This is a genomic window from Brevundimonas viscosa (assembly GCF_900116065.1).
Lineage (GTDB): Bacteria > Pseudomonadota > Alphaproteobacteria > Caulobacterales > Caulobacteraceae > Brevundimonas > Brevundimonas viscosa.
The window spans coordinates 138,327-159,419 of sequence record NZ_FOZV01000005.1; the positions used below are offsets into that span (position 1 = coordinate 138,327).

Below are 21,093 nucleotides of genomic sequence, written 5' to 3' on the forward strand. Positions count from 1 at the left end.
CCTTCCCCATACCACGAAGCGCCTTCAGCCCTTGCCCACGTGCGCCTTCAGGCAATCCCGGATCGCCCGTTTCAGGTCGCCAGAGGCCGACGGTTCGTCGACGCCCTCGGCTTCCAGCACCGCCCGCACCCCTGCATCCAGCCCCTTCGGCAGGGCCGCGATCACCCGCGCCTCCCCCTTGGGATGCAGACAGAAACCCACCTGGCGGCACAGGTCGGCGAACATCGCCTCGTAGTTCGTCTCGCTCATGGTCAGCCCTTAAGCCGCTCGGCGTGAAACGCCACATGATCGCCGATGAAGCTGGCCATGAAGAAGTACGAGTGATCGTAGCCCGGCTGCATCCGCAAGGTCAGCTTCTGTCCCGCCGTCTCCGCCGCGGCCGTCAGCAGCTCCGGCTTCAGCTGCTCGGACAGGAACGCATCCGCGTCGCCCTGGTCCACCAGGATGTCGTCATAGCGCCCGGCCGCGGCGCCCGCCTCGATCAGCCGCGCCGCGTCGTGCTTGTCCCATTCCCTCCGGTCGCCGCCAAGATAGGCCGTGAACGCCTTCTCCCCCCACGGACAGCGCGTCGGCGAGGCGATCGGCGCGAAGGCCGAGACGCTGCGGAACAGCGCAGGATGCTTCAGGGCCAACGTCAGCGCGCCGTGCCCGCCCATGGAATGGCCGGAGATCGAGCGGGCGCCGCTGGTCGGGAACGCGCGGTCGATCAGCCCGACCAGTTCATCGACGACATAGCTCTCCATGCGGAAGTGCGGCGCCCAGGGAGCCTGCGTCGCGTCCACATAGAATCCCGCCCCCTGCCCGAGGTCGTAGGCCGGGTCGTCGCCGACACCCTCGCCGCGCGGCGAGGTGTCCGGCGCGACCACGATTACCCTGTGCGCTGCCGCCGCCCGGTAGGCCCCGGCCTTGGTGGTGAAGTTGTCCTCGGTGCAGGTCAGGCCGCTCAGCCAGATCAACACTGGAAACGGCCCGTCTCCCGGCGGCGTGAACACCGACAGCGTCATCGGCGTGCCGGTCACGGCGCTGTCGTGCTTCAGGTAGCGAAGGGTTCCGCCGTGGACGATGTGGGTCTTGGTCGTTTCCATGCCGCGACCTCTACCCCCCTCCGGGTCATCCCGGAAGGTGCGCCGCGGCTAGCCGACACGGTGCAGGGCGCAGACCTTGTTGCCGTCGGGGTCGCGCAGATAGGCCAGGTACAGCTTGCCGTAGGCATGTTCGCGCAGCCCCGGCGGATCCTCGATCGAACGGCCGCCGGCGGCGACGCCGGCGTCGTGGAAGGCATGGACCATCTCCGGCGTCTTGGCCGCGAAGCCGATGGTGCCACCGTTGGCGTGGCAGGCCGGCTCGCCGTCGATGGGCTTGCCGATCGCGAAGGCGCCGCGCGCCGTCCGCCACCAGTAGCGGCCCTTCGGATCCGGCCCCTGCGCCGGCTCGTGGCCCAGCGCCGTCAGCACGGCGTCGTAGAATCGCCGCGACGCCTCGACATCGTTCGCGCCGACGGTGATGTGGGTGAACATGAGGGCCTCCCGCCTGTGGTCTGTCCAGCTTAGCCGCAGTCCGTTTCCAAACGCAACTATCTAGTAGACGATCACCGATCGAATGCTCTCCCCGGCATGCATCAGGTCGAAGGCCTCGTTGATCCGCTCCAGCGGCAGGGTGTGGGTGATCATCGGGTCGATCTCGATCTTCCCGTCCATGTACCAGTCAACGATCTTCGGCGTGTCGGTCCGTCCCCGCGCCCCGCCGAAGGCCGAGCCGCGCCAGACGCGGCCGGTGACCAGCTGGAACGGCCGCGTGCTGATTTCCCGGCCCGCCTCGGCCACGCCGATGATGACGCTCTCGCCCCAGCCGCGATGGCAGGCCTCCAGCGCCTGGCGCATGACCGCCGTGTTGCCGGTGCAGTCGAAGGTGTAGTCGGCCCCGCCCCCGGTCAGCTCGACCAGATGCGCCACCACGTCGTCCACGCCGCGCGGATCGACAAAATGCGTCATGCCGAAGCGCCGGCCCCACTCTTCCTTCGACGGATTGATGTCGACGCCGACGATCATGTCGGCCCCGACCATCTTCAGGCCCTGGATGACGTTCAGCCCGATGCCGCCCAGGCCGAACACCACGCAGTTGGCTCCCGGCTCGACCTTGGCCGTATTGACCACCGCGCCCACGCCCGTGGTCACGCCGCAGCCGACGTAGCAGGCCTTGTCGAACGGCGCGTCCCTGCGGATCTTCGCCACCGCGATCTCGGGCAGCACCGTGTAGTTCGAGAAGGTCGAGCAGCCCATGTAGTGGGCGATCGGCTGGCCCTTGTAGCTGAACCGCGACGTGCCGTCCGGCATCAGCCCCTTGCCCTGCGTGCCCCGGATCGCCGTGCACAGGTTGGTCTTGCGGCTCAGGCACGACTTACACTGGCGGCATTCCGGAGTGTACAGCGGGATCACGTGGTCCCCGACCGCGACCGAGGTCACGCCCGGCCCCACCTCGACCACCACGCCCGCGCCCTCGTGGCCGAGGATCGACGGGAAGATGCCCTCCGAGTCCAGCCCGTCCAGCGTATAGGCGTCGGTGTGGCAGACGCCCGTCGCCTTGATCTCGACCAGCACCTCCCCGGCCCGCGGCCCCTCCAGATCGACCTCGACGATCTCCAGCGGACGTTTGGCCTCGAAGGCGACGGCGGCGCGGGTTTTCATGGGTGAGCTCCTTGAGGCGTCCAGAGGGTTCTAGCGGGCCGGCGACGGGGTCGAAACCGTCTGACCCCATTGCCTGCGAAATTCGGATCGCCCAAGCTCCGGCGATGGCGACGACCGCGCGGACCGGAGTCTATCGGAGGGTGCGGCGCTGGGTCGATCACGACTTGGCGCACCACTGGCGTCCGATCTCGCTCTTCGGCCCCCTCGTCCTCGCAGCCTTGGCCATGATGCCACTCCGTTTCGGAACGGACGCCTTCTTCCCTGTTCTGGGCACCGTCCTGACCCTGTTCTGCGCCTGGAACGCGTTCGTGCTCTGGCGGGTCGCCCGAATCATCAGGGCGGTTAGCATCAAGGGAGATCGCGAGTTTGACCGATACGGCAAGTACCTCCTCCCCTCCGAGTACGCGGCTTCGGAGAGCTATCTGGCGCACCAGCGACGTCGCCATCGGCTTCGGCGGCTGACCCGCCGATGACCCGCCGCAACCTCGTCATCCTCACCGGCTCGGGCATTTCGGCCGAGTCCGGCGTCCCCACCTTCCGCGCCGCCGACGGCCTGTGGGAAGGCCACCGCGTCGAGGACGTCGCGACCCCGCAGGCCTTCGCCCGCGACCCGGCGCTGGTGCAGGACTTCTACAACCAGCGCCGCCGCCACCTGGTGGGGGTGCAGCCGAACGCCGCGCACCACGCCCTCGCCGACCTCGCCGCCCGGTGGGAGGGCGACTTCTTGCTGGTCACCCAGAACGTCGACGACCTGCACGACCGCGCCCACGCGGAGACGCCGCCGGGCCGGGGCTTCGAGCTGATCCACATGCACGGCGAACTCCTCAAGGCGCAGTGCACCGCCAGCGGCCGCGTCTGCGACTGGCCCGGCGACCTCGCCGCCGACGAGCCCTCGCCCTTCCACCCGGCCGGCCGCCTCCGCCCGCACATCGTCTGGTTCGGCGAGATGCCGCTCGGCATGGACCGCATCGAGCGGGCGCTCGCCGCCTGCGACCTGTTCGTCTCCATCGGCACCTCCGGCGCCGTCTACCCCGCCGCGGGCTTCGTTCAGCAGGCGCGCTGGGCCGGCGCCCGGACGGTGGAGCTCAATCTGGAGCCGTCGCTGGGTAGTCGCCTGTTCGACGAGACGCGCCACGGTCCGGCGACGGAGGTCGTGCCGGTTTTCGTCGGCGAGCTGCCCGGGTAGTTCCTCCCCCGCCGGGGGAGGGGGACCACGCGAAGCGTGGTGGAGGGGGGTTCAGCCCTCCGCGCCCCCTCCACCGCTTCGCGGTCCCCCTCCCCCTGCGGGGGAGGATTTCATCGCCGCCAGCTTCTCCAGCACCCGGCCGCGCCCCTTCGCCAGCGCGTGGATCACGCCCCGGAAGGTGGCCACCTCCTGCTCCGAGAAGGCGGCGCGCCCCAGCATCACCCGCAGGTTCTGGCTCATCGACGGCTTCTTCTCCGGCGGATGGAAGAAGCCGCCCGCGTCGAGTTCCGCCTCCAGATGCTCGTACATGCCCAGCAGCAGGGCGTTGGAAGCCGGCGGCGCGCCCTCGCGGAACTTCGGCGGCGGGGCGTCGAGGATCAGGGTGCGCCACTCATAGGCGTTGATCGCCACGGCCTGCGCCAGGTTCAGGGAATGGTGCCGCGGATCGATCGGGATGGTGACGATGCCGGCGGTCAGGGCGATGTCGGTGGTCTCCAGCCCGGCCCGCTCGCCGCCGAACAGCAGGCCGACCTTCAGGCCCGAGGCCGCGTCGTCGTACAGCAGCCGCGCGCTCTCCCGCGGGGTGCGCACCGGCATCCGCGTCTCGCGCGGCCGGGCGGTGGTGGCGAAGACGGTGGTCAGGTCGGCGATGGCCTCGGCGACGCTGTCGAAGACCCGAATCCCCTCCAGCACCCAGTCGGCGCCCGACGCCGCGGCCCAGGCGCGGTCCTGGGGCCAGCCGTCGCGCGGGCTGACCAGTCGCAGCTCCGACAGGCCGAAATTGGCCATCACCCGCGCCACCGCGCCGATGTTGTCGGCCAGCTGGGGCTTGTCGAGGATGACGACGGGGGAAAGAGGTTCGGACATCGGGCCTGACTAGCCCTCCGCCTCCCCCGGCGGAAGCCCGAGCATCGCCCGCACCGGACCGAGATGCCGCGCGTAGTTCCGCCAGCGTCCCGACGACCGCCGATACAACGGCTCGCGCACCTGCCAGACGCTGGCCGTCCGCACCCCCGTCCCGGCCGCCCGGAAGTCCAGCACCGCCGCCTCCCAGCCCAGCCCGAGGCGCCGGAGGAGATCTTCCAGCACCGGCCGCGGCTCGACCACCAGCCGGTCGTAGTCGACCTCCACGATGTCCGGATAGAGCGCCTTCCAGTGCGCCATCAGCCGGTCGTGCTGGAGCAGCCAGTGGGCCATGTCCTCGAGGTCCAGCGCCTGCGGCATGGACCGGTCCAGGTGCAGGAACCAGTTGGACAGGATCACGTCCAGCGGCGCACGCACCGTGTGCACGATGCGGGCGTCCGGGAACATCGCCTTGATCAGGCCGATGTGCAGGAAGTTGTCCGGCCGCTTGTCGGTGACCACGTCCGCACCGGGCCGCGCCGCGCGCAGACCGTCGAGATAGAGCCCCCGCGCCTGCCGGGCGATCTCCGCCGCCTCGGGCCCCGCCAGCGCCTCCGGATAGGACCGGATGCGCCCCGCCAGCGCCGGGACGAGGCCCAGTTCGCCGCCCGGCGTGACCCGGCTGTGCCGCGCCAGCATCTGCTCGACCAGCGTCGAGCCGGACCGAAACAGGCCGCACACGAACACTGGGCCCGCCTCCCCGCCCGAATCCGCTCGCGCCGGCTGCGGAAAGGCGGCGATCAGCCGGTCGACGAAGGCCTCCTGCGCCGACCGGTCGTAGCGCACCGCGGGTTCGGCCGCCCGGCTCGCCGCGTTGGCCGCGCCATACGCCGCGAACGCCGCGTCGTAGTCGCCCGCCGCGTCCAGCGCCCGCCCGAGGGCGAAGCCCAGCTCGGCCTGCGCCCCGACGCTCCGCCCCGGTGCGTCCAGCGCCGCCCGAAGCCGCCCGATCACCGGATCGTCCGCGCCCTCCGGCCGGTGCAGCCCCGCCAGCCGGGCCAGCGCCACGGCGTCGCCCGGCTCCACCTCGAGCGCCCGCTCGTACGCCGCCCTCGCCGCCTCGCGCCGCCCGAGATCCTCATGCAGGTTGCCGAGATTCAGCAGCGCCGGCAGGTAGTCGGGTCTCAGCGCCAGCGCCGCGGCCAGCTCCGCCTCGGCCAGCTCGTGTCGCCCCAGGTCGTCGGTCAGGATCACGGCCCGGTTCAGCCGCACCTCTTCGGGTCCGCTCACGCCGCGCCGCAGCGCCTCGTCGTAAGCGTCCAGCGCCGCCTCGAACCGCCCGCAGGCCCTTTCCATCAGGGCCAGGTTGTACCAGCTGTCCGGCAGGCCCGGCAGGAGCCCCAGCAGTCGCCGGTAAGCCGCCGCCGCCTCGGCCGCCCGCCCCTCGGCGCGCAGCTGCGAGGCCAGCGCCATCAGCTGCTCCGGAGACGGGTTCAACCCGTCAGTCCTCGCCGTACATGGCCAGCCACGGGTCGGCGGTCCCGGCCTCTACCTCGGCCACCTTCACCTTCGGCCAGCCGATCTCGTCGTCGGCCGAGTCCCTCCACGCCAGCACGATCAGGTCGCGCAGCTCCGAGGCGCCCGCGGCCAGCCGGGTAAGGGCGAAGTCGCGCCCGCGCGGGTCGCCCTCGGCGAAGCCGCCGGCCTTCTCCAGCCGGTAGAAGGGCAGCACCTCGGCCAGGGTCGTCTTCAGATAGGCGGGCACGCGGGCGCGCAGGTCGAAGCCTTCCAGCTGCGGCGCGCGCATGGCCGCCTCCACGGCGTCCAGCCGCGCGACCCGGGCGGTGAACGCGCCCTCGAAGGCGCCGTGCGTCTGCCGCGAGGTGGTGAAGCCCTCGGGGTTCGGCGTGTCGCGGTTCCAGCCGTTGTAGTGGATGGTGGTGTGGTGCGGTTGGGCCCCGTCGCCGACGTAGTGCCCCAGATAGCCCGCGTCGCGCAGGATCAGGGCCTCGCGCCGCAGCCGGTCCTCGCGGTACCAGGCCCGCTTGCCCGGATCGGTCTCGCGGGCCTCGGCGGCGTGCAGCACCCGCCAGGTGGCGAAGTCGCGCACCAGCTGCTGGTAGCCGTCCATGATGGCGTAGGGCAGGTAGCCGGCGTCGTCGACGTCCAGCCCCGCCGTCGTCAACGCAGCGTCGTACTCCGACTTCAGCCGCGGCAGGGCGTCGATCGACATGCCGCGCGCGTCCATCACCCGGCCCTGGTCGTCCATGTCGATGAAGTGGGCGGTGTCGCGCTCGCGGTCGTGCGGCTGCCCCCCGCCCTTGGTGCGGTCCGGTTCGCGCGACAGTTCGCCGATCTCGGCCGCCGCGCCGGGCGTGCGCAGGAAGGCCGGCAGTTCGTCCGGCAGCGCCCGCACCGCCGCCACCCCGATCAGCCGGTGCCCCGTATTGCCCCAGGCCGAAACGGCGGCGGGGACGGCGGCGACCGCCACGGCGCAGACGGCGGCGGCGGCGGCGAGGGCGAGGCGTTTCATGGAGGGACTCCGACGGAAGACGCTCCGCCTTAGACGATCCCGAAGGCGTCCTCCACCCGTCCGATCCACGCCCGCACCGCCGGATAAGGCGCCAGGCCGAAGCCGCCTTCCGGCGCGACCCGCGTGTAGGCGACCACGGACAGGTCGGCGATCGACGGCCGGTCTCCCGCCAGCCACTCCGCCTCCGCCAGCGCCGCCTCCATCCGCGCCAGCGCCGCATGGCCGCGCTCGATCAGCCGCGGCTCGATGTCGTGCGCCGCCTTGCCGCCCAGCGTCCGCTGGAAGCGGGCTACGGCGATGTACGGTTCATGGCTGTACTGCTCCCAGAACAGCCACTCGAACATCTTCGCCCGTGCGAACGGATCGGCCGGGATCCACTCCGACCCCTCGGCCATGTGGACAAGTATGGCGTTCGACTGCGCCAGCGCCCGGCCGTCGCTCAGCACCGCTGTCGGCAGCTGTCCGGCCGGATTCATCTTGAGGAATTCTGGAGTCCGCGTCGCGCCCGACATGACGTCCGTCTCGATCCACTGATAATCCAGCCCGAGACGATCCAGCAGCCAGCGGACCTTCAAACAGTTCCCGGAACGAATATCGCCATACACAGTAAGCATCGCGGGCCAGCATAGAGTTTCTGATCTGCGAATACAGCTATCAGACATCACCGCTGTTGCCGATGGCGATTCCGCTCATCCATGGCCAAGCCCGGCTTATCCACCGCTGGACCGGACAGGTGGTCGCAGCTGGTCTCCGGCGGCTGGATTTCGACACATTCCGGCGGCACAACCCGGCCCGCCGGACGCGTCAGGGGCCGGTGATTCCGTGAGTCGTCGCATGTTCGGCACTGCCGCTGCGCTCGCCCTCGTCTGGGCGTTGGCCTTCCCCGCCCAAGCGGCGGTTACCGGAGAACCGGTGTCCTACGAAGCCGCTGTCGCCAGCGGCCTGGGCGCTGAACCAACGACCCCGTCCGACGATGGTTCCGCCAGCGACGCCGAACTGCCGGCCGACGCCCGCGCCCTGCTCGACGCCGATCCGCGCTGGAGCGCCCGGGTCAACCTCTACCATGCGGGCGGCGGCGGAGCGACGGGCAACGACAGCCTCGGCTGTCGGCCGATCCCGATGCGCACCGTGGCGGTCGACCCGCGCTATATCCCGCGCCGCACCCGCCTGTTCATCCCGGAAACGGTCGGCATGCGGATGCCCGACGGCACGATCCACGACGGCTACTGGTACGCCTCGGACACCGGCGGCGCCATCAAGGGCCAGAAGATCGATCTCTACACCGGCCACGGCCGCGGCTCGATGCAGCCGGCCATGCGCTTCAACCAGGATCGGGTCTCGATCGTCGACGCCGGCCGCTTCGACGGCTGCCCGCCGTCGTGGGACCGGGTGCCCAGCCAGGCCACGCTGATGGCTTCGGCCGACACCACTTCCGCCGGCGCCAACTAGGGCGCGGGCGGCCGGGAGGCCGGTTTCAGAACCGGCGCCGGCCGCTGAGGGTCTCGAAGAACATCCGCCAGTCGCCCATCAGGCTCCACAGCGGATAGCGGAAGGTGGCCGGCCGGTTCTTCTCGAAGAAGAAGTGGCCCACCCAGGCGAAGCCGTAGCCGATCACCGGCATCGCCAGCAGCCACCACGGATTCAGCGTCGCGATGGCCACGACCAGCGCGACCAGCACCAATCCCGATCCGACCACGTGAATTCGCCGGCACGTCCGGTTGGAGTGCTCGTGGATATAGTAGGGGTAGAAGGCCTCGAAGCTCTGGAAGCGTCCGCCCGCCGGCTCTTGGGTGGTCATGCCGGAACGATGACTCCGCCGCCGGCGCGGGGCAAGCGGCCGGCCGAACCAACAGCGGATCCGCTCAGGCCTGGATACCGGCCTCGCCGGTCAAGGCGCGGTTCAGGATTTCGGCCGAGACCTGCCGCAACACCGCCTCCGGATTGCGCCAGATGGCGCTGTTGGCCCCGTGCTCGAAGCACTCGACCGAGTCGATCCAGCAGCGCCCGCCGGTGCGCTCGCGCACCCCGGGTTCCATCTGCTCTCCCACCCAGGCGGCGATCCGTTCGCAGCTGACGCCCGGCAGGATCCGCACCTCGGCCAGACCCCGATCGCGCAGGCGCAGGAACTCGGGCATCTCGGGGTCGTCCGCGGCCACCAGCAGGGTGTGGTCGAAGGTCTCGTGCAGCCAGTCGCGGATCGGGCCGAACCCGCCCTTGCCGAAGTCGATGACCCAGCCGCGTGCGTCGAGCTGTTCGGCCGCGAAGGTGAACCGGAAGCCCAGCGAATAACCGTGCAGCAGGGCGCAGTGCGACCGCGCCGGCCACTGCCGCCAGGCGCAGCTCAGGCCGCGGTCGGCTCCGTAGGTCTTGGTCGACATCCACGCCATGATCGCCGCTAGCCCGGCGGGCGCGGCCGCGCCTTGTCCGCGCGCAATCTTCGTCAGGCGCCCTCGTCGGCCGGTTCGGGCCCCAGCAGCCGCCGCAGCATCGGCCAGACCCGCGCCGCCGCAGACAGGAACCCGACCACCGTCGAGACCCACTGGAAGGCGCGCCACACCCGGCCGAACAGGTCTCCGTCGCCGAGGGCCTGACTGATCGGAAACAGGATGCGCGCCACTCCGATCTGGAACCCCGCGTAGGCCGCGGAATACTCGATCGAGCGATCGGCGAAGAAGGCGATGGCCACCGCCGCGGACACCCGAGCCCACAGCGACGGCAGGACCAGCAGCAGCCCGAGCAGCAGGACGGCGAGCTTCGTGCCGAGGGTCTCGCGCGCCACGAGGCTGGCCACCACCGCTCCGCCGAGCGCGAGGGCGGTGAGGGCGAGCAGGGGCGGCAACACCGCGTCGATAGCGTCCATCAGATCGGCGAGCGTCAGGCCGACGAGGATCGCCGCGCCCGAAAGCAGGAAGGCGGCGACCCACAGGGCGGCGTACTGGCCAAGGCGACGCTTCAGATGGGCGAGACGGATCATGGCCCCCGTCCGGTCAACAGCACGCACGCGCACCCAATCACGTCCGGCGCCGGCTGTCCATTCGTCGAACGGCGCTCTGCGGCGACGTTCACCAGTTTTGTTGGTGCCGCCTTAGCCTCGCCGCCGGAAGGTCCGAAGACGCTACGGGAGAGCCGCCATGCAGGCCCACGCCATCGCCGCCGCCGGACTGACCGCCGCGGCCGCCCGCTTCGACGCCAGCGCCCGCCGCACCGCCGCCGATCCACTGGGCGATCTGGCCGGTGAGACCGTCGAGCGCCTCGGCGCGGAGGTGGCCTTCGAGGCCAACGCCGCCGTGCTTCGCACCGCCGACAAAATGGCCGGGACCCTGCTCGACATCCTGGCCTGACGAAGCCCTCAGCCCGTCGGCCTCTCCGCCTTGGGCGGCAGTTCGAACCAGCTGGCGAAGCGCAGGAAGGCGTCCGCGTCGCCTTCGATCTGCAGCAGCTCACGAGCCCGGGTCGGGGCGTCCGCGGCGTCGCCGTAGATCACGCCTGCCACCGCCTCCGGCGATCCCGCAACGGTCGCGGCGGCGCCTGCGGGATCCGTCCGCTCCACCGTCAGCGCGCCGTCGCCCACCCGCACCAGGAAGGCCGTCTCGCCGAAGCGAAAGCCGATGTCCAGTCGCGCCGCGCCAGCCTTGTCCGGGTCGAACATGGTCCGCAGCGACAGCATCATCGACACCGGGCTCAGCGGCAGGGTCGGGTCGTGATCCGGCGAGCGGGCGGCCCAGCGCCCGAGCGCCTGGATCACCGCCTCCGCCTCGCGCCCCCAAGGAGTCAGTTCGTAGACCTGCACCGAGGCGGGCGGGGGCAGCCGCCGGCGCACCAGCACCCCGGCGGCCTCCAGACCTTCCAGCCGCTGGGTCAGCACATTGGCGCTCAGCCCCGGCAGGCTGGCTCGCAGGTCACCGAACCGCCTCGGCCCCAGCATCAGCTCGCGCACCACCAGCAGGGCCCAGCGTTCGCCGACGAGTTCCAGCCCGAGGGCTGTGCCGCACGCATCGTCGTAGCGCCGGCCGTGAATACTGGTTAGTTTTTCTAACTTCATGGTTGACTTAGATAACACAATGGCTCACACGGTCCAACATCGGACAGGAAGGGAGAGCCGCCGATGACCGACAAGATCGTCCCCTGCATCTGGTACGACCAGGGACAGGCCCGCGCCGCCGCCGAGTTCTACGTCTCGCTCGGCCTCCCTGACAGCCGCATCGACCGGATCGTGCCTGGCCCGGCCGACAATCCCTCAGGTCGGGCCGGCGAGGACCTGGTGGTGGAATTCACCCTCGCCGGCCGGCCCTACCTCGGCCTCAACGGCGGCCCGCAGTTCCCGCAGACCGAGGCGGTCTCCTTCATCATCCTGACCGACGACCAGGTCGAGACCGACCGTCTGTGGGACGCCATCGTCGGCGCCGGCGGGCAGGAGAGCATGTGCGGCTGGTGCAAGGACCGGTGGGGCGTCAGCTGGCAGATCACCCCGCGTCGTCTGATGGCCTTCTACGACGATCCGAATCCCGCCCGCACCCGCGCCGCCTTCGAGGCCATGATGCAGATGCGGAAGATCGACATATCCGCCCTCGAGGCCGCCGCCGACTCCGCCGGATGAACCTGCCCGCCTTTCCCTCACGGCCCTCCCCCGCACGCCCAGCCAGGTGAGCGACCGGGCCCCCGCTCAAGAAGGAGACTGACCATGTCCTACATCACCGGCTTCCTGCTCCCCGTCCCTGCAGCCAAGAAGGCGGCCTATATCGAGTCCGCCCGCAAATCGTGGCCGCTGTTCCAGAAGTACGGCGCCATCGAGCACGTCGAGGCCTGGGGGGAGGACGTTCCCGCCGGCAAGGTCACCGGCTTCGACCTGGCGGTGAAAAAAGAGGCCGACGAAGAGGTGGTCTTCTCCTGGCTGCGCTGGCCTGACCGGGCCACGGCCGACAAGTGCTTCGCCGAGATGATGAACGACCCCGACTTCGACGGCATGGACATGCCCTTCGACGGCAAGCGTATGATGTGGGGCGGCTTCGCCCCGATCTTCGAAGGCAAGGCCTGACGGCCTACCGATGTGAGGGGCGGCTCCCCCGGGCCGCCCCTTGTCGGCCACGCCGTCCCTGCCTCAGCGGCAGAAACGGGTGTCCGTGGCCTCGAGGTGCAGGTGATCCTGGTGGACGGCGTTGTAGTCCGGGCTCAGCACCGTGCCGAAGATGCGGCAGGCGTCGTCGCGGATCCGGCGCAGGAAGCGCGCCTCGGGCCCGTCGCCATGCCAGTCGCCGGTCAGGCTGATCCTGCGCCCGTCGCGCAACCGCACCCCCGCCACATCCAGCGCCGCCGCCTGCGCATGCGCACTGACCCGGGTGCTGCCGACGCCGTTGTTCACATTGCGACAGGCGTAGGCCCCGAAGTGATCGATCTGGACCACGTCCGAACCCAGCAGCTCCCGCGCCGCCGGCTCCAGCGACTGCCGCCGCCAGATGCTCACCGCCAGGGCGAGCCGGCAGGTCATCTCCGGCTGGCCCGGGCTCATCCGCGCCACCGTGCCCATGTCGGCGCCCAGCAGGCCGGCCTGGATCTGCCGGCAGGCGTCGCTGTCCATCCGGTCCGGCTTCGGGCTGAAGTTGACGCGCGCCGCGGTCAGTTCGGCGACGCAACGGGTGAGTTCGGCGCTCTCCCTCAGCACGGCGGCCCGCGTCCCGCCGTCGATCGGGCGGTCGATCAGCCCGCCGACCAGCGGCGCCTCGGGTCGCCCCGGCGCGGACGTCGGGCCCGGGCGCGGGGTCCCCGGCAGCATCGGGCCGCAGCCCGCCAGCAGGGCGACGAAGCCGGCGGTCAGGATCGATCGCAGGGAGTTGGGGGACGGCCGCATCCGCGGGACGCTAGCTGATTCCCGGCCCCGGCCACTTCACGCGACCGCGAGCCGACGTGAGAAGGGGCGGCCCGTTCGGGACCGCCCCTGGATCTCGCCTCAGCTGTCGAGGAAGCTGCGCAGCTTGCGGCTGCGGCTCGGGTGCTTGAGTTTCCTCAGCGCCTTGGCCTCGATCTGACGGATGCGTTCGCGGGTGACCGAAAACTGCTGACCGACCTCCTCGAGGGTGTGGTCCGTGTTCATGCCGATGCCGAAGCGCATGCGCAGAACGCGTTCTTCCCGCGGGGTCAGCGACGCCAGCACGCGGGTCGTGGTCTCGCGCAGGTTCGACTGGATGGCCGCCTCGATCGGCAGGACGGCGTTCTTGTCCTCGATGAAGTCGCCCAGGTGCGAATCCTCCTCGTCGCCGATCGGGGTCTCGAGCGAGATCGGCTCCTTGGCGATCTTGAGCACCTTGCGCACCTTCTCCAGCGGCATGGCCAGCTTTTCGGCCAGCTCTTCCGGGGTCGGCTCGCGGCCGATCTCGTGCAGCATCTGGCGGCTGGTGCGGACGATCTTGTTGATCGTCTCGATCATGTGCACCGGGATGCGGATGGTGCGGGCCTGGTCGGCGATCGACCGGGTGATCGCCTGACGGATCCACCAGGTGGCGTAGGTCGAGAACTTGTAACCGCGGCGGTACTCGAACTTGTCGACCGCCTTCATCAGGCCGATGTTGCCCTCCTGGATGAGGTCCAGGAACTGCAGGCCGCGGTTGGTGTATTTCTTGGCGATGGAGATCACGAGGCGCAGGTTGGCCTCGACCATCTCCTTTTTGGCCTGACGGGCCTCGCGCTCGCCCTTCTGAACCGTCTGGACGATGCGGCGATAGTCGTCGATGGGCAGGCCGGCCTCGGTGGCCACGGCGGCGATGTCGCCGCGGATCTGGGCGATCTGCGCGGACTCGTTCTCGCTGAACTTGGTCCAGCGGACGCCCATTTCCTTGACGTTATCAGCCCAGTTCGGGTCCAGCTCGCGGCCGAAGTAGGCCTTGAGGAACTCGGGGCGCGAAATGCCGTAGCTGTCGGCCAGACGCAGCAGCCGGCCTTCCAGGCCCATCAGCCGCTTGTTGATCGCATAGAGCTGCTCGACCAGCGCCTCGATCCGGTTGTTGTTCAGCTTCATGGTCTTCAGACGGTCCGAAATGTCCGCCGTCAGCTGGTCGTACGCCTTCTGGTCCTTGGCGCTGAGGGTCTCGCCCTTCAGGCGCGCCTCGACCAGCTTGTCCTGCAGCTTGCGGAAGGCGCCGAAGTCCGCCGCGATGGCGTCCAGTACTTCCATGACGCCGTCGCGCAGCTCCGCCTCGAGCGCCGAGATCGACATCCCGCCGCCGTCGTCGAAGTCGTCGTCGTCCTCGTCCCCCTCAGGCTTCTCCTCGCCCCCCTCCTCCTTGGCCGGCGCCTCGCCCGCGGGCGGCTGGTTGTGCGGCAGGGACGACGGATTGAGCACGCCGTAGGTGGCGTCGAGGTCGATGACCTCGCGCAGCAGGATGCGGTTGTTGGCCAGCTCGTCGCGCCAGACCATGATCGCCTCGAAGGTCAGGGCGCTCTCGCACAGACCCGAGATCATCGCGTCGCGACCGGCCTCGATGCGCTTGGCGATGGCGATCTCGCCCTCGCGGCTGAGCAGCTCCACCGAGCCCATCTCGCGCAGATACATGCGGACAGGGTCGTCGGTCCGGTCGTAGGCCGACTTCGCCGGGGTCTCCGCCACGGCGGTCTCGGCCGCCGCGGCGACTTCGGTGCTCTCGCCTTCCTTCTCGGCCGCCTCTTCCTCGTCCTGGACGACATTGACGCCCATCTCGGACAGCATGGCCAGGGTGTCCTCGATGGCGTCGCCCGACACCTCCTCCGAGGGCATCACCTTGTTCAGCTCGTCCATGGTGACGTAGCCGCGCGCCTTGGCCTGCTTGATGAATTTCTTCACCGCGGCGTCGGTGAGGTCGAGCAGCGGGCCGTCGGTCTGGACTTCGGCTTCCTGCGTCTCGGTCTGGGCGCTCATTCAGTCTCTTCTCCGGGTGGAGGGCTGGTCCGGCCCGCCGCCAAATACAACACGTGGCGAGGTCGTTGGTTACGAACTCGCGCTGTCTTCCCAAATCTCTCCGGTTTTGATCGCACGGCGAAGCGCGTCCCGCTCGGCCTTCAGCCTGCGGAACGCCTCGTCCTGCCCGGGCACGCTGCGCGCCGACGACAGGGCGTCTTCCAGGGCGGCGACACGCGTGAGCGCGTCGAACGCCTGCGACCAACGGATCCGCGCCTCGGCGAGGGGCTTGTCTGCAGCCAGGAAAGGCGCGCCGGACTTCGCCGCCGCCTTCTCGACCTCGCGCATCAAGACGTCATGACCCGATTGCGCCAGATGGCGACGGAGCGCAGCAGAGTCAAGGTCCTGACCCGAGAAGCGCAGACGGACGAGTTCCTGGGCAAGGCCGTCCAGCGCCCTGTCGCCGAAGCCATGGGCGGCGATCGCCTCAAGATGGTCGTCCATCCTCGCGGGATCGTCGACGGCGCCATGCGCCAGCGCGGCGGCGACCGGTTCGATGGCGCGGCTCAGCGACTGCATCGCCTGCGCGCCCTCGGCCGTCTGACCCAGCACGGGCGGCGGCCCGAAGCGCCGGCCGCTCCGGGCCGTCGCCGTTCCCGCACCTTGGGGCGGCCTGCGAGCGGGGAACAGGGCGTCGAAACGGTCGAACAGCTCGCGTCGGTACTGCTCCGCCAGATCGCGGTCCTGGATCGCCGAGGCCGCCTGCCGCAGGCGACCCTTGAAGCCCGCCCGGCGCTCGGGCGTGTCCAGCGGCTCGGCCTCGGCCTCCTTCTGGAACAGCACCTCCGCGAACGGCCGCGTGGCCGCCAGCGCCTGCCGCAGCGCCGGCGCCCCCTGGTCGCGCAAGATGTCGTCCGGGTCCTTGCCGCCGTCCAGCAGGGCGAAGCGGAATGACCGGCCCGGCTTCAGCTGCGGCAGCGCCCGATCGATCGCCCGGTAGGCCGCCCGCCGCCCCGCGGCGTCGCCGTCGAAGCACAGCACCGGCTCGTGCGACACGCGCCACAGCCGCTCCATCTGTTCCTCGGTCAGCGCCGTGCCCATCGGAGCCACGGCCGGGAGGCCGGCTCGCTGGCAGGCGATCACGTCCATATATCCCTCGACCACCACGATCGCCTGGTCGGACTTGCTCTCGGCCCCGAGGATGCGTCGCGCCTCCGGCAGGCCGTACAGGGTGGCCCCCTTGTGGAAGAGCGGGCTCTCGGGACCGTTCAGATATTTGGCCCGATCGTCCGGGTTCATGGCCCGCCCGCCGAAGCTGACGATGCGACCGCGGGCGTCGAGGATCGGGAACATCAGCCGGTCGCGGAACCGGTCGTACGGGCTGCCGCCTCCCTCGGGAGCGATCAGCAGGCCCGCCTCGACCAGCTGGCCCGGGTGTGCGCCGCGCTGCACCAGCGCCGTCTTCAGGCCTTCGCGATCGTTCGGCGCATAGCCGAGCCCGAACCGTTCCCACTGGTCCTCGGGCAGGCCGCGCCGCTCCAGGTATTCCCGCGCCGCCTTGCCCGGAGAGCGCCGCAGGTTGGCGGCGAACCACTTCTGGGCGAGGTCCATCCAGTCGGACAGCCCCTGCCGCTTCTGCTCACGCTCCGCGGCCTGCGGGTCCTCGGCCGGCAGGGCCATCCCCGCCTCGCCCGCCAGACGCTGCACCGCCTCGACGAAGCTCAGTCGCTCCGTCTCCTGCAGAAAGCTGATGACGTCCCCGTGCTTCCCGGAGCTGAAATCGTGGAAGAAACCCTTGTCGTCGTTGACGAAGAAGCTCGGCGACTTCTCCTTGGTGAAGGGCGACAGTCCGACGTACTCGCGTCCCTGACGCTTGAGCTTCACCGTCCGTCCGATCACGTCGGACGGTCGAAGGCGGGCCTTCAGTTCTTCCAGGAAGCGTTCGTCGAAGCGCACGACCGCCTTATAGCGCGCGACTCGCCGAAAGGCGGCGATTTACCTTTCATTAACCAAAAAGGCGAAACTCGCTTGATAACCATCTGATTCAGGACATTTTTTCATGGAACTATCCACAAGGGCTGTGGATTAACCATACGTCCGCTCCGGAAGAGGGCGGGTTCCGGCGGCGACGCGGCGAAGAACGCGGCTCCGCCCGGGAGTGAGAGTTCCATGTTCGTCGCCATCGCCCGTCCAGCGGTGGAGCCTGAAGGTCCCGACGCCGTCGCCGTCCCCGGTTCCCCGCCCATCGCAGATCTGTCGCCGCGCGCACTGCACGCGCGCCTGCTCGAGAATGCGGCTCTCCGACGCCTCCGTGGCGTCGAGCGTCGGCGCAGCAACCGCCTCGAGGATGCGGCCTACTGGCTTCACGCCGCCCCTGTGGCGGTCCGCAAGGCCTCGGCCCTGCGCGAACAGAAGAGCTTCGCCCCCCTGCCCTGACCGCAATCAGCGCTTCATCGAGTCGGCGAAGCGCTGGAACAGGTACAGGCTGTCCGTCGGCCCCGGCGAGGCTTCCGGGTGGTGTTGCACGCTGAACACCGGCCGGTCCTTCAGCGCGATGCCGCAGTTGGTCCCGTCGAACAGGCTGACATGGGTCTCGACCACCGCCTCCGGCAGGCTGTCCCGATCCACCGTAAAGCCGTGGTTCATGGAGACGATCTCGACCTTGCCGGTGGTCAGGTCCTTCACCGGATGGTTGGCCCCGTGGTGGCCCTGGTCCATCTTCACCGTGCGGGCGCCCAGCGCCAGCGCCAGCATCTGGTGCCCAAGGCAGATTCCGAACATCGGCTTGCCGCTGTCCACCAGCTTGCGGATCTCGGGCACAGCGTACTCGCCGGTCGCCGCCGGGTCGCCGGGGCCGTTCGACAGCACCACGCCGTCGGGATTGCGGGCGAGGATCTCTTCGGCCGTCGTGGTGGCGGGAACCACGGTGATCTTCGCCCCTGTCGAGGCCAGCGCCCGCAGGATGTTCCGCTTCACCCCGTAATCGACCACGACCACCGAGCGGTCGCTGGCGTCGACGCGGGGATATCCCTCGGGCCAGTCCCACAGGCCCTCATCCCAGTCGAACGACTGCAGGGTGGTGGCGTCCTTTGCGAGGTCCAGCCCGACCAGTCCGCTCCACGCCTTCGCCCGCGCCGTCAGCGCGTCGAGATCGAAGCGACCTTCCGGGTCATGGGCGATCACCGCATGCGGCGCGCCGGAGTCGCGGATGCGTGCGGTCAGGGCGCGAGTGTCGACGCCGGCGAGACCGACGACGCCGCGCCGCTTCATCCAGCCGTCGAAGTCGCTGTCGCTGCGCCAGTTGGCCGGGTCGGTCGGCAGGTCGCGGAAGATCGCGCCCCGCGCCGCGGTCTCCGCGCCGCCGCCGATCTGCTCGACATCCTCGACGTTCACCCCGGTGTTGCCGACGTGGGGGAAGGTGAAGGCCAGGATCTGGCTCATGTAGGACGGGTCGGTCAGGATCTCCTGATAGCCCGTCATGGCGGTGTTGAAGACCACCTCGCCCAGCGCCGAACCGACGGCCCCGCAGCCCAGGCCCTGCAGGACGGTCCCATCCGCGAGCGCCAGAACGCCCGTAACCCCTGGAAGCAGCTTCTCGGTCATGGGCGCTCCATACAGCCGAATCCCGGCAAGCAAACGGCGGCGTCGTTAGGCGTCGCCCGGCCCCGGGTCAACCGGCCGCGCCGAACGGCGGACGACGGCGAGCCAGGCGACGACCATCAAGGTGAAGAAGCCGGCCGAGGGAAGAACGTAACCCGGCGCCGCGAACGCGATCGCCGCCGCAGCGAAAACGAGCCCCGCGCCGGCGGTGACCCGGGTGCGCGGACGCTTGGCCAGCCGGAACAGCGAGACCGAACACATGGCGTAGACGACCAGGGTCAGGACCGACGTCACCCCGACAAGCAGGCCGAACTGCCCGCCCAGGGTCGGCTGTCCGGACAGGACCGTGACCACGCTCATGATCGCGGCCCCCAGCAGGGGGTTGGCGACCGGGGTCCGGTCACCCGCCCCGAAGCCGGCCGGAAGGTAGCCGTGGCGCGCGGCGGCGCGGGCCGTCTCGCCGCCCATCATGACCCAGCCGCCGACCGTGCCGATCGTCTTGACGATGGCGCAGACCGCCACGAGCCCGGCGATGGAGCCGCCGAAGACCCGCTGCGCCAGATCGGCGTAGGGGCTGGAGGACGCTTCGATCTCGGCCAGCGGGATGACGCCGAACACCGACACCGTAGCGGCCACATAGACCACGGTGGCCAGCCCGACGCCGGCGACGGACGCCCGGCCGACATCCCGTCCGGGATTGCGCACCCGACGCGACAGGGCCGCGGCGCTCTCCACGCCCAGGTAGGCCCAGAAGATGATGGCCAGCGAGGCCGGCACGGTTTCGAACAGCGGCGCGCCGGATGGGCTCCATGAGGCCGCGAACAAATCCGGGTCGAAGGCGCGGGCGCCCGCCACCACCGCGATGGCGATCGGGACCAGACCGATGACGAGGGCCGCGGCGGCAAGCCAGGACGCGGTTCGAGTTCCGAAGATGTACGCGATCGTGGCCGTCCAGATGATGGCGAGATTGCAGAAAGTCGCCGCCACCGGATCCCGGAGCACGGGCCAGAAAAACCCCAGATAGCCTGTCGCCGCCACCGCCACGGCCACATTGCCCACGAGGCAGGCCGCCCAGAAGGCCAGCGACACATTGAAGCCGGCGAAACGGCCCAGGCCGCGCTCGGCGAAGCCCGCCAAGCCATCGGCGTCGGGCTGCAGGCGTCCCAGCGCCCCGAAGACGAGGGCCAGCGTCGCCGCGCCGGCCGCCGCGACCAGCCAGCCGATCAGGGAGGAAGCGCCGGTCGGCGCCAGACTGACCGGAAGCAGATACAGGCCGGAGCCGATCATGTTGCCGGCCACCACCAGCGCGGCCAGGCCCCAGCCCAGCTTGTGCCGGTCCGCCAGCGGCTCCTCCGGCAACGGGACGGGGCGGGCGACGTCGCTCATGCATGGACCTCGGCGATGCGGGACTGGAACCATGCCACGCCGCCTTCATGCCGCGGGCTCAGCACGCCCCGATCATAGGCGCCAGCCGACAGATTCGCCTGCACGGACTCGCAGATGCGGGCGTCCTCCGCGGTCAATCTGTCCGAAGCGGCCAGCGCCTCGCCGAGCGCCGCCTCGCCTCCGTCGTTGAGGAACAGGTAGTCCAGCCGGGTGCGTCCGGCGGCCAGCGGCGTCATCCGCTCGATCATGGCTCCGTCCCGATACACGTTGATCCCGAGATTGGGCCACAGCCAGCCCCAGACGCCCGCCTGGGGGCCGTCGTTCACCCCGACCGCTTCCTGAAGCACCAGATTGTCCTCGACCTGCACGCGGTAGGGCGCGCCCCCGAGTTCTTCCGCCAGCACGGGGTGCACGGCGCCGATGTGGTAGCCCTCCAGGTAGTTCTCGACATAGACCTTCCAGTCGCAGGCGAGGTCATGGGTCCTGCGAACCGCCGGACGGGCCATGCGCAGACCCCGCTCGACCATCAACCGCTCCAATGGCCCGACGTGCGCCTCCAGCGAGCCGGCCTCGCCATCCGGATTCAGGAAGACCAGCCCCCGCCACGTCGCACTCCTCACCTCGAACAGGCCCAGATTACGGGGGTCGAAACCATCCGCTGGACCAAACCCCGTCGCCGCCCGCAAACGGCCGTCAAGGGCGTAACGCCAGCCGTGGTAGGCGCACACCAGCTCGCCGTCGCAATGGCCGCGCTCTCCCTGCACCAGCGGCCCTGCGCGATGGCGGCAGACATTGTGAAAGACCCGAACCGTCCCCTCCCGGTCCCGCACCATCATCAGCCGCATGCCGGCCGTGTCCGTGGCCAGCCAGTCGCCCGCGGCGGCGATCTCGTCCTCGTGGCCGAGGAACAGCCATGTGCGGTCGAAAACCTGGCTCCGCTCGCGCGTCCAGGCCTCCGGGGCGCCATAGAGCCGGGCGGGCAGGGTCTGCTGCATTC

The 21,093-nt window shown here is 70.1% G+C and carries 25 protein-coding genes; 7 read left to right on the plus strand and 18 right to left on the minus strand.

Features of this window, described 5'->3' with window-relative positions:
- Positions 1-24 precede the first annotated feature (24 nt).
- Genes BM333_RS10860 through BM333_RS10875 form a run of 4 tightly spaced genes read right to left on the minus strand, consistent with a single transcriptional unit; the run spans position 25 to position 2,684 of the window.
- A complete protein-coding gene (locus tag BM333_RS10860) occupies positions 25-249 on the minus strand; it encodes a hypothetical protein (RefSeq protein ID WP_092311151.1) in 225 nt (74 codons plus the stop codon).
- 2 nt (positions 250-251) lie between these two features.
- Positions 252-1,085 carry an S-formylglutathione hydrolase gene (gene fghA / locus BM333_RS10865; RefSeq protein WP_092311154.1) on the minus strand — a complete coding sequence of 278 codons (834 nt, stop codon included), beginning with the start codon at positions 1,083-1,085 and terminating at the stop codon, positions 252-254.
- Between the two features lie 48 nt (positions 1,086-1,133).
- Positions 1,134-1,517, minus strand: coding sequence for a VOC family protein (locus BM333_RS10870; protein ID WP_092311157.1), 384 nt, complete (start codon positions 1,515-1,517; stop codon positions 1,134-1,136).
- A 60-nt stretch (positions 1,518-1,577) separates the two neighbouring features.
- Positions 1,578-2,684, minus strand: coding sequence for an S-(hydroxymethyl)glutathione dehydrogenase/class III alcohol dehydrogenase (locus tag BM333_RS10875; protein ID WP_092311160.1), 1,107 nt, complete (start codon positions 2,682-2,684; stop codon positions 1,578-1,580).
- Positions 2,685-2,788: 104 nt separating this feature from the next.
- On the opposite strand from BM333_RS10875, the gene BM333_RS10880 reads away from it, so the two are divergent.
- Together BM333_RS10880 and BM333_RS10885 are read left to right on the plus strand one after the other, a co-directional pair.
- Positions 2,789-3,157: a hypothetical protein gene (locus tag BM333_RS10880; protein ID WP_092311163.1), complete on the plus strand. Its 369-nt coding sequence runs from the start codon at positions 2,789-2,791 to the stop codon at positions 3,155-3,157.
- Complete coding sequence (locus BM333_RS10885) at positions 3,154-3,870, plus strand: NAD-dependent deacylase (protein WP_092311166.1); 717 nt, start codon at positions 3,154-3,156, stop codon at positions 3,868-3,870. Before BM333_RS10880 ends, BM333_RS10885 begins: the two co-directional genes overlap by 4 nt.
- Positions 3,871-3,921: 51 nt before the next feature.
- On the opposite strand, the gene BM333_RS10890 is transcribed toward BM333_RS10885, so the two are convergent.
- Genes BM333_RS10890 through BM333_RS10905 form a run of 4 tightly spaced genes read right to left on the minus strand, consistent with a single transcriptional unit; the run spans position 3,922 to position 7,908 of the window.
- On the minus strand, positions 3,922-4,737 hold the full coding sequence (locus BM333_RS10890) for an RNA methyltransferase (protein ID WP_092311169.1): 816 nt from the start codon (positions 4,735-4,737) through the stop codon (positions 3,922-3,924).
- Positions 4,738-4,746: 9 nt separating this feature from the next.
- A complete protein-coding gene (locus BM333_RS10895) occupies positions 4,747-6,210 on the minus strand; it encodes a tetratricopeptide repeat-containing sulfotransferase family protein (protein ID WP_143105812.1) in 1,464 nt (487 codons plus the stop codon).
- Positions 6,211-6,214: 4 nt separating this feature from the next.
- Complete coding sequence (locus BM333_RS10900) at positions 6,215-7,246, minus strand: phospholipase C/P1 nuclease family protein (protein ID WP_092311175.1); 1,032 nt, start codon at positions 7,244-7,246, stop codon at positions 6,215-6,217.
- A gap of 29 nt (positions 7,247-7,275) precedes the next feature.
- Entirely contained in the window at positions 7,276-7,908 is a 633-nt protein-coding gene (locus BM333_RS10905) for a glutathione S-transferase family protein (RefSeq protein ID WP_342741666.1), read from the minus strand.
- A 172-nt stretch (positions 7,909-8,080) separates the two neighbouring features.
- On the opposite strand from BM333_RS10905, the gene BM333_RS10910 reads away from it, so the two are divergent.
- Positions 8,081-8,695 (plus strand): 3D domain-containing protein, encoded by a 615-nt coding sequence (locus BM333_RS10910; RefSeq protein WP_092311181.1) that lies wholly within the window; start codon positions 8,081-8,083, stop codon positions 8,693-8,695.
- A 25-nt stretch (positions 8,696-8,720) separates the two neighbouring features.
- Here the strand turns inward: BM333_RS10910 and BM333_RS10915 are convergent, their stop codons facing one another.
- The 3 genes from BM333_RS10915 to BM333_RS10925 form a co-directional block, all read right to left on the minus strand.
- Positions 8,721-9,044 carry an Mpo1-like protein gene (locus tag BM333_RS10915; protein WP_092311184.1) on the minus strand — a complete coding sequence of 108 codons (324 nt, stop codon included), beginning with the start codon at positions 9,042-9,044 and terminating at the stop codon, positions 8,721-8,723.
- Between the two features lie 64 nt (positions 9,045-9,108).
- A complete protein-coding gene (locus BM333_RS10920) occupies positions 9,109-9,624 on the minus strand; it encodes a 6-pyruvoyl trahydropterin synthase family protein (protein WP_245777241.1) in 516 nt (171 codons plus the stop codon).
- Between the two features lie 62 nt (positions 9,625-9,686).
- Positions 9,687-10,220, minus strand: a complete 534-nt coding sequence (locus BM333_RS10925) for a hypothetical protein (RefSeq protein WP_092311190.1) — start codon at positions 10,218-10,220, stop codon at positions 9,687-9,689.
- A 157-nt stretch (positions 10,221-10,377) separates the two neighbouring features.
- Here BM333_RS10925 and BM333_RS10930 point away from each other — a divergent pair, with 157 nt between their 5' ends.
- Positions 10,378-10,587: a hypothetical protein gene (locus BM333_RS10930; RefSeq protein WP_092311193.1), complete on the plus strand. Its 210-nt coding sequence runs from the start codon at positions 10,378-10,380 to the stop codon at positions 10,585-10,587.
- A gap of 8 nt (positions 10,588-10,595) precedes the next feature.
- Here the strand turns inward: BM333_RS10930 and BM333_RS10935 are convergent, their stop codons facing one another.
- The gene (locus BM333_RS10935) at positions 10,596-11,288 is read right to left on the minus strand and encodes a winged helix-turn-helix transcriptional regulator (RefSeq protein WP_092311196.1); all 693 of its coding nucleotides are present in this window, start codon (positions 11,286-11,288) and stop codon (positions 10,596-10,598) included.
- Between the two features lie 63 nt (positions 11,289-11,351).
- On the opposite strand from BM333_RS10935, the gene BM333_RS10940 reads away from it, so the two are divergent.
- The gene (locus BM333_RS10940; protein ID WP_092311199.1) at positions 11,352-11,843 is read left to right on the plus strand and encodes a VOC family protein; all 492 of its coding nucleotides are present in this window, start codon (positions 11,352-11,354) and stop codon (positions 11,841-11,843) included.
- Between the two features lie 84 nt (positions 11,844-11,927).
- Positions 11,928-12,281 (plus strand): DUF1428 domain-containing protein, encoded by a 354-nt coding sequence (locus tag BM333_RS10945; RefSeq protein WP_092311202.1) that lies wholly within the window; start codon positions 11,928-11,930, stop codon positions 12,279-12,281.
- 63 nt (positions 12,282-12,344) lie between these two features.
- Here BM333_RS10945 and BM333_RS10950 read toward each other — a convergent pair whose 3' ends face one another.
- The 3 genes from BM333_RS10950 to dnaG form a co-directional block, all read right to left on the minus strand.
- Positions 12,345-13,091: an extensin-like domain-containing protein gene (locus tag BM333_RS10950; protein ID WP_245777242.1), complete on the minus strand. Its 747-nt coding sequence runs from the start codon at positions 13,089-13,091 to the stop codon at positions 12,345-12,347.
- A 99-nt stretch (positions 13,092-13,190) separates the two neighbouring features.
- A complete protein-coding gene (rpoD, locus tag BM333_RS10955; protein ID WP_092311205.1) occupies positions 13,191-15,131 on the minus strand; it encodes an RNA polymerase sigma factor RpoD in 1,941 nt (646 codons plus the stop codon).
- A 69-nt stretch (positions 15,132-15,200) separates the two neighbouring features.
- Positions 15,201-17,066, minus strand: a complete 1,866-nt coding sequence (gene dnaG / locus BM333_RS10960; RefSeq protein ID WP_092311208.1) for a DNA primase — start codon at positions 17,064-17,066, stop codon at positions 15,201-15,203.
- 213 nt (positions 17,067-17,279) lie between these two features.
- Here dnaG and BM333_RS10965 point away from each other — a divergent pair, with 213 nt between their 5' ends.
- On the plus strand, positions 17,280-17,546 hold the full coding sequence (locus tag BM333_RS10965; protein ID WP_092311211.1) for a hypothetical protein: 267 nt from the start codon (positions 17,280-17,282) through the stop codon (positions 17,544-17,546).
- A gap of 6 nt (positions 17,547-17,552) precedes the next feature.
- Here BM333_RS10965 and carA read toward each other — a convergent pair whose 3' ends face one another.
- From carA to BM333_RS10980, 3 genes are read right to left on the minus strand one after another with little or no spacing between them, the layout of a single operon-like run.
- Positions 17,553-18,713, minus strand: a complete 1,161-nt coding sequence (gene carA, locus BM333_RS10970) for a glutamine-hydrolyzing carbamoyl-phosphate synthase small subunit (protein ID WP_092311214.1) — start codon at positions 18,711-18,713, stop codon at positions 17,553-17,555.
- 45 nt (positions 18,714-18,758) lie between these two features.
- Positions 18,759-20,096 carry an amino acid permease gene (locus BM333_RS10975; protein WP_092311217.1) on the minus strand — a complete coding sequence of 446 codons (1,338 nt, stop codon included), beginning with the start codon at positions 20,094-20,096 and terminating at the stop codon, positions 18,759-18,761.
- The gene (locus BM333_RS10980; protein WP_092311220.1) at positions 20,093-21,091 is read right to left on the minus strand and encodes an aromatic ring-hydroxylating oxygenase subunit alpha; all 999 of its coding nucleotides are present in this window, start codon (positions 21,089-21,091) and stop codon (positions 20,093-20,095) included. The genes BM333_RS10975 and BM333_RS10980 overlap by 4 nt, the downstream gene beginning before the upstream one ends.
- Positions 21,092-21,093 lie beyond the last annotated feature (2 nt).